Below are 14162 nucleotides of genomic sequence, written 5' to 3' on the forward strand. Positions count from 1 at the left end.
CATGACACCGTTCACGGGGGACCGACATGACATATCGCCGCGCGGTGATACCGGCATTGGCCGGAGCGCTGCTGCTCACACTGCTGCTGTGGTGGGCGGGACAGAGCGCGCACGCACTGCAACTGCCGGGCAGCGGCAGCGCCTTGGACGCGCAGTCCCAGAGCGCGCTGCGGCGCTGGCTCGTCCCGTGGTCGTACGACCCTCCCGCGGGCCTGTTCTCCGACGGGGCGGCCGGTGGGGACACGACCGCGGGCGCGGGCACCGCGTACGGCGATCTGTACCGCACCGCGATGCAGATCCGGTTCGTCGCGCTCTTCGTGTTCCACCTCGCCGGCGCGCTGCTCCTGGTCCGCAGGATCCCCCCGGTGAACCGCCGTACGCCGGGCACCGTCCTCGCACTGTGGGCGTGGGGCCCGGTGGCCGCCACCGTGGCGGTGACGCTGTCCGCGCCGTGGCTCATCGCGTCCGGGGGCCACGGCAGCTTCCGCTTCCTGCCGCAGCTGGCCGCCATGATCGCGTCGGGCGGCCCCGTCACGGTGGGCGCGGCGCTGGTGACCGCCGTCGTGACCGTGCTCGTCGCCCGGGTCGCCGCCAAGGGCGAGGCATCGCCGCCCCGGCGTGCCGTGCCGCCACGCGCCGCCCGCATCGCCGCGAGCGCCGGGACGGCGGTGATCGCGCTGTCGCTCGTGGTCCTGTCCTACGAGTCGGTGGCGGCCTGGATCCAGACCTCCTTCCCCGGCCGGGGCGTCCTGTCGGAACCCGGTGATCTGCTGCGCGAGTGGCTGCTGCTCGGCGGCTGGTCGGGCCCGTCGACCACACCGTTCGGTCACTGGCTGCTGTACCGGGCCGCCGACGCGCTCACCCTGGCCGTGGTGTGGTGGGCCCTGCGGCTGCTGCCCGGCCTGCTCACCCGGATCACGGCACCGGCCATGATGGCGGGTGGAGTCTGCGCCACGGTGCTGGGCCTGCTGGCGAGCCAGATCGTGCACATGGCGATCGACGACACGGCCTCCGTGTGGGGCCCGGTGTATCTGTTCGCGCAGCTCGGCAGCGGTGTCCCCGCAGCCCTCACCACGGGCACCGTCGCCGGGCTCGCGGCCTGGGCGGCGCTGCGCCTGACCGCCGTCGACCCGTCCGTCGGCGCGGTGGCCCAGGAGCCCGCGCGCCCCCTGGCGTAGCGGGACCTACTCGTCGCGCCGCACCGACTCGGCCTGGCCGTCCCGCGCGTCACGGCTGCCCGGGATGCTGCCGCGCGCGGTGCCGTGCCCGGCGATGACGACGACCTCGTCGCCGGTGCTCCAGCGCTGGCGGCCGGCCTTCGGCGGATTGACGTGCAGCCCGAAGCCGGGGCCCGAGCCGGCCTCGGCGTGGCTGCGGTAGCCGATGGCGCACTCGCCCCGGTCGCGTGCCGCCGCGACGACCGTGGCGAAGGACGCCTCGCGGCCGGGGAGCACGTAGTCGGCGGCCGGCCGCAGATGGATCTGGGTGCCGCCGGCCGAGAACAGCTCGTCGAACACGGCCGCGAGCTGGCGGTTCTGGGAGATCTGCGCCATCAGCAGCCCGATGAGCTTGCCGCTGATGATCACGTCGGCCCCCGGGCCGAGCGGTGCCAGCGGACGGTTGCCGTCGTCGGTCAGCTCGGCGACCACCGGCAGTTCCCGTCCGGACTCCTCCTCCAGGTGCCGCAGGACGAGCAGGGTGACCAGCGTGCGGTTGTCCGGCTCCTGCGGGGACTGCCCCGGCAACGGATCGTGGCCGAGGACGACGACACTGCCGTACGAGCCGAGGTCGAGCTCCCGCAGGGTCTCCGGCAGGGTCGTGTCGCCCCTGCGGAAGACACAACTCCAGTCGGTCGCGCCGGTGTCGCACGCCGCCCGCATGGTGGACTCCTGCTCGTCCGCCACGACGTCGGCGACGGAACCGGGCGGTGCGTTGCGGCCCCACTCCCGCAGTACGAGCGGCGCCCGCTGGTTCCAGCCCAGCAGCAGCAACCGCTCCGGCCGCGCGCCCGGCGGCCGCACGCCCGCCACCTGCTGCCCCTCCACCAAGGGCGTGCAGTCGGCGAGTTCGGCGGTGTCGTCGTCGGCGGCGATCACGAGGATCCCATCGTCCGGGCCGATCACCGTCCGCGCCGGAGGGTTCAGCCACGGCATCCCGTCCCGGACCAGCCCGACGACACTCGCGTTGGCGTACCGCAGCAGCGCGTCCCCGAAGTCCCGGCCGGACAGCGCGGGAGGGAAGGTCGTGTAGAACTCGTCCCCGGCGAAGTCGAGCAGTTCCCGGTGGACGAGGGACAGCCCCGGGCGGCGCGCCGCCTGCGCGATGAGCCGGGCGGTGACCGTGTCGCTGTCCACGACGACGCCCCGCGCCCCCGCGGCCAGGCGGGCCGCCGTCAGATGGCGGCCGCCGCGCACCGCCGCCACCACGCATGCGCCGCCCTCCGCGCCGGACGCGGTGGCCCGCAGCGCCAGCAGGGTCTTGACCACGTCCGCGTCGCCGCGCATCTCGTCCGGCGGCAGGACCAGCACCGCGTCGGCCGTGCCCGGGCTGGTCAGCGCGAGAACGGCCGGATCGGTCGTCGGCCCGCTCCGGCAGATCAGCCGGGTCCGGCCGGTGGGCCCCGCCTTGGCGTGCAGCGCCTCCTCCATGGCCGTCTTGTCCCGGTCGGCCAGCACCGCGACGGCCGAACCACGCTGGTTGGCGTTCGCGGCGACCAGTTCGCTCACCACCGTGAACACCTGCTCCGACCAGCCCAGCACCACCACATGGCCGCGCTCCAGGAGCATGGACCGCCCACGGCGCAGGGCGATGAGCCGCTCGGTCAGCCCGGTGGTGATGAGACCGACGAGGGTGGAGACGTACAACAGGGCGACCAGGGCGAGCAGCACCGACAGCAGCACCCGCCAGGGCGTCCCGGTGGCCCCGCCCAGCCGCAGCGTCTCCCCGGTCAGCCGCCACACCGCGGCCAGTTTGCCGGGGAGGGAGGCGGGGGCGCCCGGGCCCGTCCACACCAGCGCCGCGCTCGCCGGGACGACCACGGCCAGGCACGCCACGACCAGCCAGCCCACCAGGGCCGGCGTCCCCCGCGCCAGGGTCGTGTCGAACCAGTACCGCGCTCGCGCACCCACCCCAGGCCGCCGCTGCTCCACCCTGCCCCCCTCGTTCTTTCCCTGCCCTTGCCGCTGCCCCTGCCCGGCGAGGGCGCTTGCGGCCCACGGGCCTTGCCGAGCCACCGCGCCCGTGTCCTGACCTCCCGGGGCCTTGCCGCCCCCCTGACGGCACTGTCCGCACCCGCCGAGCAGCCATGCGACCCCCGACGGCAGCGTCCCGGCCAGCCGGTTCCTTGCCGCACCCCTCGGGGCAGTCTCCTGACCGATCGCCCCCGCCCGGGCCCTCTCCCGGCGTGATTCATCCCTTCGCCGTAATCAGGCGCGCGGCGACCGGCTGACCGCGCCCCCGTACACCCCGCTGCTGCCGGTTTGAACTGCGGCTTTCCCTCGTCCGTGGCAATCCGAGCCGGAAGGCCGGGCACAGCAGCGCGCTCCGGCAGTAGAAGTGCGCCATGACCAAAGATCATCAGGTCGGCGTCGGCGACGACGGCCTGACCAGGCGCACGCTCACGGCCACGGTCGGCACGACCGCCGTCGCCGCCCTCCTCACCACCGGCTCCGCGGCGGCCCTGCCCGCGCGGGCCCCGGCCGTCCCCGCTCCGGCCGCCCCCTCCCGGGCGCGCGGCGCGGACTTCGACCGCTGTCTCGCCGTCGCCCGGGCCGTGCTCGTCGTGGACTCCGCCGACCGCCCCCTGGTGCCCGGCTACCGGCGTGTCCTCCACGACGGCCTGCCGCGGGCCCGGGCGGGCGCACCCAAGAGCGTCCTCGTCGTCGGCGCGGGCCCGGCCGGCCTGGTCACGGCGTGGCTGCTGAAGCGGGCCGGACACCGGGTGACCGTCCTGGAGGCCAACGGCAACCGGGTGGGCGGACGCATCAAGACCTTCCGCAGCGGCGGCCACGAGCAGGCGGCGCAGCCCTTCGCCGACCCCCTCCAGTACGCGGAGGCGGGCGCGATGCGGCTGCCCGGCAGCCACCCCCTGGTGATGGACCTCATCGACCTGCTCGGCCTGCGGAAAAGGCCGTTCCACTATGTCGACGTCGACGCCCAGGGACGCCCCGCCGCCCACACGTGGATCCACGTCAACGGCATCCGCGTGCGCCGCGCCGACTACGCCCGCGCGCCCCGACGCGTCAACCGCTCCTTCGGCGTCCCGCGCGCCTATTGGGACATCCCGGCCGCGGCCATCCTGCGCTCGGTGCTCGACCCCGTACGCGACGAGTTCTCCACGGTCGGCCCCGACGGCAAACGGGTCGACAAGCCGCTGCCCGAGCGGGTGCGCGGCTGGGCCCGGGTGATCCAGCGCTTCGGCGACTGGTCGATGTTCCGCTTCCTGACCGAGCACGCCGGACTGGACGAGCGGACCGTCGATCTCGTCGGCACCCTGGAGAACCTCACCTCACGGCTGCCGCTGTCGTTCGTGCACAGCTTCATCGGCTCCTCCCTGATCAGCCCGGACACCGCGTTCTGGGAGCTGGAGGGCGGCACCGCCGTGCTGCCGGACGCCCTGCTGGAGCGGGTCCGCGAGGAGGTGCGCTTCGACCGGCGGGTCACGCGGATCGAGTACTACGACCCCGACCGGGCCGGCGGCGACACCGCGCACGTCCGCCGCGGGGGACCGCGCGTGTGGGTGGACACCGTCTCGGAGGGGCGCGGCGGTCCCGTCGTGCGCGAGCAGTTCACCGCGGACGCGGCGGTCGTCACCGTGCCGTTCTCCGGCCTGCGGCACGTGCAGGTCAGCCCGCCGATGTCGTACCCCAAGCGGCGTGCGGTCACCGAACTGCACTACGACTGCGCGACCAAGGTGCTGCTGGAGTTCAGCCGCCGCTGGTGGGAGTTCGACGAGTCCGACTGGAAGCGGGAGCTGGACCGCGTCGAACGGGGTCTGTACGACGCCTACCGCACCGGGCGGACGCCCGGCGACGGCCGCCTGCTCGGCGCCCACCCGTCCGTCCCGCCCGGCCACGTCACCCCCGGCCAGCGCGTCCACTACGCCGCGAACCGCGCCGTCACCCGTGACCAGCCGGAGGCGGTGGACGTCATCGGCGGCGGCTCGGTGTCGGACAACGCCAACCGCTTCATGTACCACCCGTCCCATCCGGTGCCCGGCAGCGCGGGCGGGGTCGTCCTGGCCTCCTACAGCTGGGCGGACGACGCGCTGCGCTGGGACTCCCTCGACGACGACGCCCGCTACCCGCACGCCCTGTGCGGACTGCAGGAGGTGTACGGGCAGCGGATCGAGGTCTTCTACACCGGCGCCGGACGCACCCAGAGCTGGCTGCGCGACCCGTACGCCTACGGGGAGGCGTCCGTGCTCCTGCCCGGCCAGCACACCGAACTGCTGCCGTCCATCCCGGCACCCGAGGGCCCGCTGCACTTCGCGGGCGACCACACATCGGTCAAACCGGCCTGGATCGAAGGGGCGCTGGAGTCCGCGGTCCGCTCCGCCCTGGAGGTCCACACGGTCTGAACACGGGGGGCCGAAGCCTCCGTGATCACTCGGTCGCCCCCGCACCGCCGGAGAGTGCCGGCCGGTCCGCCCGGGAGGGTCAGCGCCCCTGAGGCGGACCGGTGGGGGAGGCGACGGGGTAGTACAGGGCGATGCGGGTGACGCGGCCGCCGCGACGCACGCGCACCTCGGTGTGCGTGGCCGGGCAGTGGTACGGGTCGTCCGGCGGATTCTCGTAGTCCCCCTCCCAGATCGTCACGCTGTCCCCGGCGACGTCGGCGGGGACAGCGAGCGGGTCACGGTCCACGTGGGGGCTCGGACGCGATGTGGGCGCCGTGCACACCGGCGCCCCCGCGCGGTGTTCCGGCGGCACAGTCGGCGCCCCCTTCCGGCGGGGCCCCGGCCACCCCTGCCGACGCGCCCTGACCGCTGTTTTCCCGCCCGGCCTGCGGGAACCCGGCCCGACCACCGAACGGATCGGAGAAACCGCCATGACCGCACACGCCGACGAGCCGGCCGACCGGCACGCCCGGGCCCGCGGCGACGAGGAGCCCGGCGCCCACTCGGGCGGCGAGAGCCAGGCCCGCGAACGGACGATCCCCGGGACGGCGAGCGCCACGGAGGGCTACCGGCCCGGGCGCGGAACGGCGGCCGGGGAACCGCTGGACGGCGTCGAGAGGGACGAGGAGCAGGAGGAGGACGACGGGGCGGGCCCCGGGTGAAAAGGCAGCGCATGGCGGCGAACGAGACATCGGCGGGGGAGACACCCGCGACGGAGACCGCCGAGACGCAGACACCCGGTACGGCCGTCGTGACGGGCGCGTCGTCCGGGATCGGCGCCGAATACGCCGCGCGACTCGCCGGACGCGGCTGGGACCTGGTCCTGGTCGCCCGCCGCGCCGAGCGGCTCACCGAACTCGCCGCGCGGCTGCGGGCGGACACCGGCGCGGCCGTGGAGACCCTGACCGCCGACCTAGCCCTGACCGCGGACCTCGCGGAGGTGGCCGACCGCGTCGCCGGCGACGACGTGGACCTGCTGGTCAACAACGCCGGCATCAACGGCTACGGGCCCTTCACCGAGGTCGACGGCACGCTGCTGGGCAAGGTGCTCGACGTGAACGTCACCGCCCCCACCCTCCTGGCGCGCGCGGCCGTCCCCGGCATGCTGGCGCGGGGGCGGGGCGCGCTCGTCAACGTCGCCTCGCTGCTGGCGTTCGCCGGCGACCTCCCGCCCGGCCCGCTCCCGTACCGGGCGGTGTACGCGGGGACCAAGGGCTACCTGGTGACCTTCACCAGGACGCTGGCGGCCGAACTGGCCGGCACACCGCTGCGCGTGCAGGTGGTGTGCCCCGGCCTCACCGCGACCGAGTTCCACCTCGGCCGGGGCGACACGCCGGTGGCCGGCGAGGCACGCGTGCACGACGAGGGCGGGATGCCCGCCGCCGACGTGGTCACCGCCTCCCTCACCGCCCTCGACACCGGGGAGGTCGTGTGCGTGCCGGGCCTGCACGACGCCGAGGCACTGACACGCTGGCGAGCCGCGGAACACAGCCTGCGCGAGAACTCGGGCCGCTCCTTGGCACCGCGCTACGAGGGCTGACGAGGCAGGAACACGCCTGCGCGTCACCCCACCTGCCGGCACCCTCCGCCGGTCCCACGCCCGCAACCGTCGTCCGGACCGGCAGAGAGCAAAAGCCGTTTCACGGCCGACCGCCGGCCGGGCAGGATGCCTTACGTGTCTCACGTACTGCGCGGGCTCGCCGCCAACCCCGCCCTCCCCACCGCGCTGGTCGACCGTCTCGTCGCGGTGGCGGACCCGGACATCGCCGAAGGCCTCGCCGATCGCGACGATCTGAGCGGGGCTCAGGCGGCGGCCCTGGCCTCGCGTGTCCCGGACGTCGCCGTCCGGCTCGCCTATGGGGGAGTGCTGTCCGCCGCCGACGTGGACCCCGTGGCGCAGCCGGACGCCGCGCTCGCCCTGCTCGACGAGGGACGCGGTGACCCCGAGTGGGCCCGGCTCTTCGCCGTGGACCAGGACCCCGCGATCCGTACGAGACTCGCGGCCTGCCCCGCGCTGCCGCCCGATGTGGTGGAACGGCTCGCCTACGACGATGACGTACAGGTCGTCGCGGAGCTGGCGTTGTGGACGACGGCGGCCGAGCCGGCCGCCCGCCTCGCGGAGCATCCGCATGCCGAGGTCCGCCGCGCGGTGGCGGGGAACGAGGCGACGCCTCCGGACGTGCTCACCCGGCTGCTGACGGGCGAGGGAATGCCGCCGGCCGAGCGGTGCCTGGTGTGCGACGTGGAGGAGACTCCCTTCGCGCACGATCCCCAGTGCCCGAAGCCCGACTGCGTCCTGCGCCCGGGCGCCTCGTGCGCGGGCTCCCACGAGTCCACCGTCCTGGAGACGGCGGAACGCGGCCTGTGGAACCCCGCGACGCCCGTCGCGACCGTTCTCCGGTTCGCCGACCACCCGTCACCCCTGCTGCGCTGTCCCGTCGCGGCCCGCCCGGACCTGCCGCCGGAGCTGTGGCGGCAGCTCGCCGGTGATCCCTGTCCGGCCGTCCGGGCGCATCTCGCCGCGAACGAGGGCATCGACGACGCCGCGTTCCGCGCGCTGGCCGCCGACACGGGGCACGACGTGCGCCGCACCCTCGCGCACAACGCCCGCGTGCCGCTCGATGTGCTCACAGCCCTGGCCGGTGCCGTCAGGATCGGCCCGACGCTGCTCCCGCGGAACGCCGCGGCGTCCGCCGAGGAGATCGAGGAGCTCGCGCGGTCGTCGCAGCCGGCGGCGCGGATGCTCCTGGGCGAACGGCGCGACCTGCCGGAGGAGATCCGCGACCGGCTGGCGGCCGACCCCGACGCGAAGGTGGTGAAGTCCGTGGCCCCGCACCCGGGCCTGACGGAGGCACTCCTGCGGGCGATGGTCGAGCGGCACGGGAGCCGGGTCGTCGTCAAGGTGGCGTCCAACCCGGACGCGCCCGCCGCGCTGCTGGAGGACGTGACCCGGCACGTCCCGCCGGTGGCCAAGGTGTTCCGCGTGGTGGCCCGCCATCCGCGTGCCACGGCTCCGGCCCTGCTCGCCTGCCTGGGCGACTGGCAGGCACGGCCCTTGGCGGCACGGCACCCGAACCTGCCCGGTGCGGTCATCACGGAACTCCTCACCGACGCCGACGAGCAGGTGGCGCAAGCGGCGGCCGCCAACCCGTCCCTGCCGGCGGACGTGATGCGGCGCCTGGTCGCCGAGGCCGGGCGGCGGGCGCCGGTCGCCGGGAGTGCCGGAGGTGACGACGCTCCCGGCGGCAGGTGACGAGCGCGGTGGCTTTTCGGGGCGGTGGGGTACCCAGCGCGCCATGGGATCTCTGAGCTCACCTGTGCTGCTGGTGCTGTTCGTCGCGAGCGCGGCGGTCATCTGGTACAGCGGGATCAAGCTGTCCGACACCACCGACGTGCTGTCCGAGCGGCTGCACCTGGGCAGCGCGCTCGGCGGGCTGATTCTGCTGGCGATCGCCACCAACCTGCCGGAGATCGCCATCACCGCGAGCGCCGCGTTGGCCGGCCAACTCGACGTCGCCGTGGGCAACATCCTCGGCGGCATCGCCGTCCAGACGGTCGTCCTCGCGGTCCTCGACGCGGCCGGGGTCCGGCCCCGCGCACCCCTGACCCGCCTCGCGGCCAGTCTCGTCCTGGTGCTGGAAGGCGTCCTGGTCGTCGTGGTGCTCGCGGTGGTCGTCATGGGCACCCAGCTGCCCCGCGACCTGTCCTTCGCCCGGCTCGCTCCGGCGCCGCTCGTCATCGCGGTCCTGTGGGTGATCGGCCTGGTGCTGCTCGACCGGGCCGGCCGGGGACTGCCCTGGCGCGAGGGCGGGGACGCTCCCGGCGCCCAGCCGGAGCCGCGCGGACACTCCAAGGGCAAGAAGGAGAAGAAGGCCACCGACCAGGGCGTCGGCACGGCCCGCGCCGCTGCGGTCTTCACCGCGGCGGCGGTGGCGACCCTGGTCGCCGGCGTGGTGATCGAGCGCAGCGGCGAGGAGTTCTTCGGCCGGCAGGGCCTGAGCGGCGTCCTGTTCGGCGCCACCGTGCTGGCCGCGGCGACCTCCCTGCCGGAGATCAGCACCGGGCTGACGTCGACCAGGCTGGGCGACTACCAGCTGGCCGTCAGCGACATCTTCGGCGGCAACGCCTTCCTGCCGGTGCTGTTCCTGCTCGCCGCCCTCATATCCGGCAAGCCGGTCCTGCCCACCGCGCACCACACCGACATCTATCTCACCGCTCTGGGCATCGTGCTGACCGCCGTCTACATCACCGGCCTGATCTTCCGGCCCCACCGCCAGTACCTGCGGATGGGCGTCGACAGCATCGCGGTCCTGGTCCTGTACGCCGTCGGCATCACCGGGCTGACCACCATCGCGAGTTGACCCGGCCGCCGGGCCCCCGGTGCAGCGGACCGCAAGCGGTCAGGGGGAGGCGCCGCCTGCCGTCCTGCTTCGACGGGCGGGAGAAACCCGTCCGCCCCATCAGTCACCGAACTCGGCGTTTCGGCCACCCGCGTCCCTCGCCCGGGCCCGTGCTCCACCGCGCTCCGTAGCCGTCGACCGCGGAAAGTCCGGGCCCGCACATCGTCCGGAACCGGGCGTGTTCGATTCTCCCGCGGCCTCGTTGGGCCGGGCACGCCGGACCATCCAGGTGCGGCGCCGACCCGAGGGAGGGACACAGGTGCCCCTGAGCGACGCCTCGACCGACCGTCCGAAGACCCCACCTCCGCCACCACCGGCCACGATCAGCTTCGAAGGCAAGTTCGGCAAGAACCCGCTGGAGGACGCCGGGTTCGCGACCATGTGCGCCCGGCTGCCTTCCGTCCTCGCGCACACCGCGCGCAGCGCGTGGTCCGTCGACCGGCCCGCGGCCGTCCTGCTGCTCGTCTCCCAGCTCCTCACCGGCGCCGCGGCCGCCGTCGTGCTGGCCTTCACGGCCCGGGCCATGACGCACATCCTCGGCACCGGCACGGTCCCCGCCCGCCTCCACGCGGCCCTGCCCGCCCTGCTGGTCGTCACGGCCGCCGCCGCGGTCGGCCGCACCAGCGGTGCCCTCGCCTCCTACGCCGACGGCAGGATCACCCCGCGCCTGGTGACCGAGGCCGACGTCGCCCTGGTCGCCGCCGTCTGCCGGGTGGAGTCCGCCGCGTACGGCGAGGACGGGTTCGCCGACCGGCAGGAGGCCGCCGAAGTCGGCGTCACCCGCACCACGATGCTCGTCAAGGACGCCCAGCGCTTCATGGCCGCCCTGATCCGCATGATCGCCGCGGCCGGTGTGATCACCGCGCTGCACTGGCTGATGCTCCCGCTGCTGCTGCTCGCCGTCCTGCCCGCCGGCGCGGGCGCCGTGCTGTCCGCCCGCGTCGACTACGAGACGCACTACGCCAACGTCGGCGACCGCAACGTCCGCGGCATGATGCGCTGGTGGGCCACCTTCTCCCGGCACGGCGACGAGGTACGCGCCAACGGCATGACCGACTACCTCGTCTACTGGTACCGCGCCCTGTCCGAACGCATCGACCAGCGCACCCTGACGGCGGCACCGCGCATGCTCCGCATCGTGCTCGCCACCTCGGCCCTGGGCGGAGTGTTCCTGCTGCTCACCTGGGCCTGCCTGGCCTGGCTGGCCGGCAGCGGGCGCATCGCCCTGCCGATCGCCGCCACCGCGGTGGTCGCCGTGCAGACCACGCTCGGCGCCCTGTCCCAGGTCGTGCAGAACGGCGCGGCACTGTTCCACACCTCCCTCTACCTCGCCGACATGCGCGCCTTCCTCGACCTGGCGGCCGAGCGGGCGCCCCGGCGGGGCCCGCTCACGATCCCGGAGCGGGTGGACGAGGTCCGGCTCGATGAAGTCGTCTACCAGTACCCGGGCAAGAGCGAGCCCGCCGTCGACGGGGTGTCCCTCACGCTGCGGCGCGGCGAGATCGTGGCGATCGTCGGTGAGAACGGCTCCGGCAAGTCCACCCTGACCAAGCTGATCACCGGCATCCTCCTGCCCGACAAGGGCCGCGTCCTGTGGGACGGCACCGACCTCGCCCGGGCCCGGCCCGACGCGGTGTGGGACCGGACCTCGCTGGTGCCGCAGAACTTCGCCTGCTGGCCGCTGCGCGCCCGCGAGAACATCACCCTCGGCCAGCCCCGGACGTACGACGACGCCCCGGTGTGGGACGCGGTCGACGCCGTCGGCATGCGCGAGGCCGTCGAGAAACTGCCCCGGCAGCTCGACACGCTGCTCGCCCGCGAACTCTACGGCGGCGCCGAGCTGTCCGGCGGCCAGTGGCAGCGCCTGGCCTGCGCCCGGGCCCTGTACCGCCGTACCCCGCTGCTGATCCTGGACGAGCCCACCTCGCAGATGGACCCGCGCGGCGAGCACCGCATCTTCCTGGAGATCAAGCGCATCGTCGCCACCCGCATGACGATCGTCGTCACGCACCAGCTGGAGAACACCCGCCTCGCAGACCGGATCGTCGTCATGCGCGACGGCCGCATCATCGAACAGGGCGCGTACGACGACCTCGCACACGCCGGCGGCCTGTTCGCCGAACTCCTCGCGCTGGCCAAGGACCGGTGAGCGGGAGCGGTGGCCCGTAGGGCGCCCTGCCTGTAGCGCCGCTGACCGCGTGCCGGGCGCTCGCTGGAACCGGCGGCCGCCCGGCGCTGCTCACGGCAGCACCGGGCGGTCCGACGGCGCCGGCGCGCCGGCTGCTCACCCGCCCGGCGGGCGCGGCGGCCCCGGCAGCGCAAGGGGCCGCCGACGTGTCCGGCGGGCGGGGTGGTCACGAGGTGGCGGCCCTGGCCAGGAGGGCGGCGAGCTCGCGAGGGCGGGTGAACATCGGCCAGTGCCCGGAGTCGATGTCCACGTACTCGACGCGGGCGGCGCGGGCGAGGTCGGGGCTCTCGCCGTCGGCGATCCACTCCCGCGCCTGCGCGGGGCTGAACTCGGGGCAGACGAGCGTGACGGGAACGTCGAAGCGCCGCTCGTCGGCGAGGCGCACGATGCCGCGGGCCACCGCCTCGGGCACCGGGACGGCGGCGGAGGCGAAGCGCTCCCGCATGGCCTCGTCCAGGTCGGCGGCGTCGGCGCCTTCGAAGGGCTCCCAGCCCGGGAAGGGCATGGCCCCGTCCTCGATCGGCAAGTGATCGGCGTAGGCCCGCCCGGACGGGGCGGGAAAGCCGCCGATCAGGACCGTCCTGGCCACCTTCCCGGGCCGTGCGTCGGCGGCCAGCCAGGCCAGGCTCGCCGCGGCGGAATGCCCCACCACCACGGGCTTCCCGGGCGAGGCGTCCACGGCCGCGAGCACGGTGGCCCGTTGGTCGTCGAGGGTCGCCGCGGTGGCGCCGTCGCCCTGGCCGGGCAGGGTGATCGGCACGGGGCGGTGGCCGAGGGCGGTGAGTTCGGGCACGACGTCGTCCCATGCCGTTCCGTCGAGCCACAGCCCGGCGACGAGCAGGATGTCCACGGTGATTCCCCCGGCGAGGAGTCGAAGGGCGGGTGCGCCGTGCACGCTATCGGCAGGCACTGACAACGGGCTGTGCCCTTTGGTCTGTTCGGGCCCGGAGTCGGCGCGCCTCGGTGGTGCGGCCGAGCGCCCGGGGAGGATCGGAACCGTTCCGGAACGCCCGGCTGTCCGTACCGCCCCGCACCTCCAAGGAGTTCCGGTCATGCGCCGTACCACCAGTGACTCCCTCATCGCCGCGGTGAACCGGTGAACGCCGCCACGGGCCCCGGCGCGCAGGGCGGCGGACGCTACGGCGAGGCCGTCTTCCGTCCCGGGCAGGCCGGCGAGGGCGAACGCATCGACTTCGGCGCCCTGGCCTACGACGACCTCACCGTGGCCCGGCTGCGCGCGCTCGGCGTCGGCCCCGGCTGGCGCTGCCTGGACGTGGGCGCCGGCACGGGCACGGTCTCCCGCCGACTGCTGGAGGAGGCCGAGGTGACGAGCGTGCTGGCCGTCGACCGGGACGTACGCTTCCTCGCCGAGCGGCCCGTGCCCGGGCTCGACCTGCTGGAGGCGGACGTCACCGCCGACGACTTCGCACCCGGCCGGTTCCGGCTCGTCCACGCGCGTTTCGTGCTCATGCACCTGCCGGAGCACCGCCGCCTGGTGACCAAGCTGGCCGAACTGGTCGAACCCGGGGGAGTCCTGGTGCTCGGCGACGCCGTCGACCTGACGAGCGACCGGACGCCCGGCACGCCGTACACCACCGTGATGCGGGCGATGTGGCAGGGACTGCGGGACACCATCGGCACCGACGTCTCCTGGGTGCCGGACTACCCGCACCTGCTGCGTGAGGCCGGGCTCGAGCCCGTCGCCGCCGAGATCCATGTGCCGCCGCTGCTGCCGGGCAGCCCCATCAGCCGCTTCTGGGCGGACACCTGGCAGCGGAGCAGAGCGGCGATGCTGGCCACCGGGCTTGTCGACGACGCGGCCGTCGACGAGGCGGTGCGCTATCTCGACTCCGACGCCTGCGCGGCGCTCTCGGCCGGCCTGCTCACCGCGTGGGGCTGGAAGGGCGAGAACGCCTCCCGCTGACCCGGGGCACGAGGAGAGGCGAAGGGGAATGAC

The 14162-nt window shown here is 74.6% G+C and carries 11 protein-coding genes; 8 read left to right on the forward strand and 3 right to left on the reverse strand.

Translation table 11 applies throughout. The annotated features are described in order from the left end of the window. Positions 1–26: 26 nt before the first annotated feature. Complete coding sequence (locus ACF1AL_RS27545) at positions 27–1178, forward strand: hypothetical protein (RefSeq protein WP_391827861.1); 1152 nt, start codon at positions 27–29, stop codon at positions 1176–1178. Positions 1179–1184: 6 nt separating this feature from the next. On the opposite strand, the gene ACF1AL_RS27550 is transcribed toward ACF1AL_RS27545, so the two are convergent. Then, the gene (locus ACF1AL_RS27550; RefSeq protein WP_391827863.1) at positions 1185–3149 is read right to left on the reverse strand and encodes an NAD-binding lipoprotein; all 1965 of its coding nucleotides are present in this window, start codon (positions 3147–3149) and stop codon (positions 1185–1187) included. A gap of 413 nt (positions 3150–3562) precedes the next feature. On the opposite strand from ACF1AL_RS27550, the gene ACF1AL_RS27555 reads away from it, so the two are divergent. After that, a complete protein-coding gene (locus tag ACF1AL_RS27555; protein WP_391827865.1) occupies positions 3563–5578 on the forward strand; it encodes a flavin monoamine oxidase family protein in 2016 nt (671 codons plus the stop codon). Between the two features lie 79 nt (positions 5579–5657). On the opposite strand, the gene ACF1AL_RS27560 is transcribed toward ACF1AL_RS27555, so the two are convergent. Then, entirely contained in the window at positions 5658–5864 is a 207-nt protein-coding gene (locus ACF1AL_RS27560) for a hypothetical protein (protein WP_391820104.1), read from the reverse strand. Between the two features lie 184 nt (positions 5865–6048). Between ACF1AL_RS27560 and ACF1AL_RS27565 the strand changes: the two genes are divergently transcribed. The 5 genes from ACF1AL_RS27565 (at position 6049) to ACF1AL_RS27585 (ending at position 12166) form a co-directional block, all read left to right on the forward strand. Continuing rightward, positions 6049–6279, forward strand: coding sequence for a hypothetical protein (locus ACF1AL_RS27565; protein WP_384212162.1), 231 nt, complete (start codon positions 6049–6051; stop codon positions 6277–6279). 11 nt (positions 6280–6290) lie between these two features. Then, the gene (locus tag ACF1AL_RS27570; RefSeq protein WP_391827867.1) at positions 6291–7157 is read left to right on the forward strand and encodes an SDR family NAD(P)-dependent oxidoreductase; all 867 of its coding nucleotides are present in this window, start codon (positions 6291–6293) and stop codon (positions 7155–7157) included. Positions 7158–7292: 135 nt separating this feature from the next. Continuing rightward, positions 7293–8870 carry a hypothetical protein gene (locus ACF1AL_RS27575; RefSeq protein WP_391827869.1) on the forward strand — a complete coding sequence of 526 codons (1578 nt, stop codon included), beginning with the start codon at positions 7293–7295 and terminating at the stop codon, positions 8868–8870. Between the two features lie 43 nt (positions 8871–8913). After that, on the forward strand, positions 8914–9978 hold the full coding sequence (locus tag ACF1AL_RS27580; protein ID WP_391778432.1) for a sodium:calcium antiporter: 1065 nt from the start codon (positions 8914–8916) through the stop codon (positions 9976–9978). A gap of 304 nt (positions 9979–10282) precedes the next feature. After that, on the forward strand, positions 10283–12166 hold the full coding sequence (locus tag ACF1AL_RS27585; RefSeq protein ID WP_391827937.1) for an ABC transporter ATP-binding protein: 1884 nt from the start codon (positions 10283–10285) through the stop codon (positions 12164–12166). A gap of 205 nt (positions 12167–12371) precedes the next feature. Here the strand turns inward: ACF1AL_RS27585 and ACF1AL_RS27590 are convergent, their stop codons facing one another. Continuing rightward, positions 12372–13055 (reverse strand): alpha/beta fold hydrolase, encoded by a 684-nt coding sequence (locus ACF1AL_RS27590; protein WP_391827871.1) that lies wholly within the window; start codon positions 13053–13055, stop codon positions 12372–12374. 246 nt (positions 13056–13301) lie between these two features. Here ACF1AL_RS27590 and ACF1AL_RS27595 point away from each other — a divergent pair, with 246 nt between their 5' ends. After that, positions 13302–14129, forward strand: a complete 828-nt coding sequence (locus ACF1AL_RS27595) for a class I SAM-dependent methyltransferase (protein WP_391827873.1) — start codon at positions 13302–13304, stop codon at positions 14127–14129. Positions 14130–14162: the final 33 nt, after the last annotated feature.

This window comes from Streptomyces sp. NPDC014801 (assembly GCF_043082085.1).
In the GTDB taxonomy this organism is placed as follows: Bacteria; Actinomycetota; Actinomycetes; order Streptomycetales; family Streptomycetaceae; genus Streptomyces.

Coding starts and splice junctions, on each gene's coding strand:
- ACF1AL_RS27545 (WP_391827861.1), top strand. CDS start 27: ATGACATATCGCCGCGCGGTGATACCGGCATTGGCCGGAGCGCTGCTG.
- ACF1AL_RS27555 (WP_391827865.1), top strand. CDS start 3,563: ATGACCAAAGATCATCAGGTCGGCGTCGGCGACGACGGCCTGACCAGG.
- ACF1AL_RS27565 (WP_384212162.1), top strand. CDS start 6,049: ATGACCGCACACGCCGACGAGCCGGCCGACCGGCACGCCCGGGCCCGC.
- ACF1AL_RS27570 (WP_391827867.1), top strand. CDS start 6,291: ATGGCGGCGAACGAGACATCGGCGGGGGAGACACCCGCGACGGAGACC.
- ACF1AL_RS27580 (WP_391778432.1), top strand. CDS start 8,914: ATGGGATCTCTGAGCTCACCTGTGCTGCTGGTGCTGTTCGTCGCGAGC.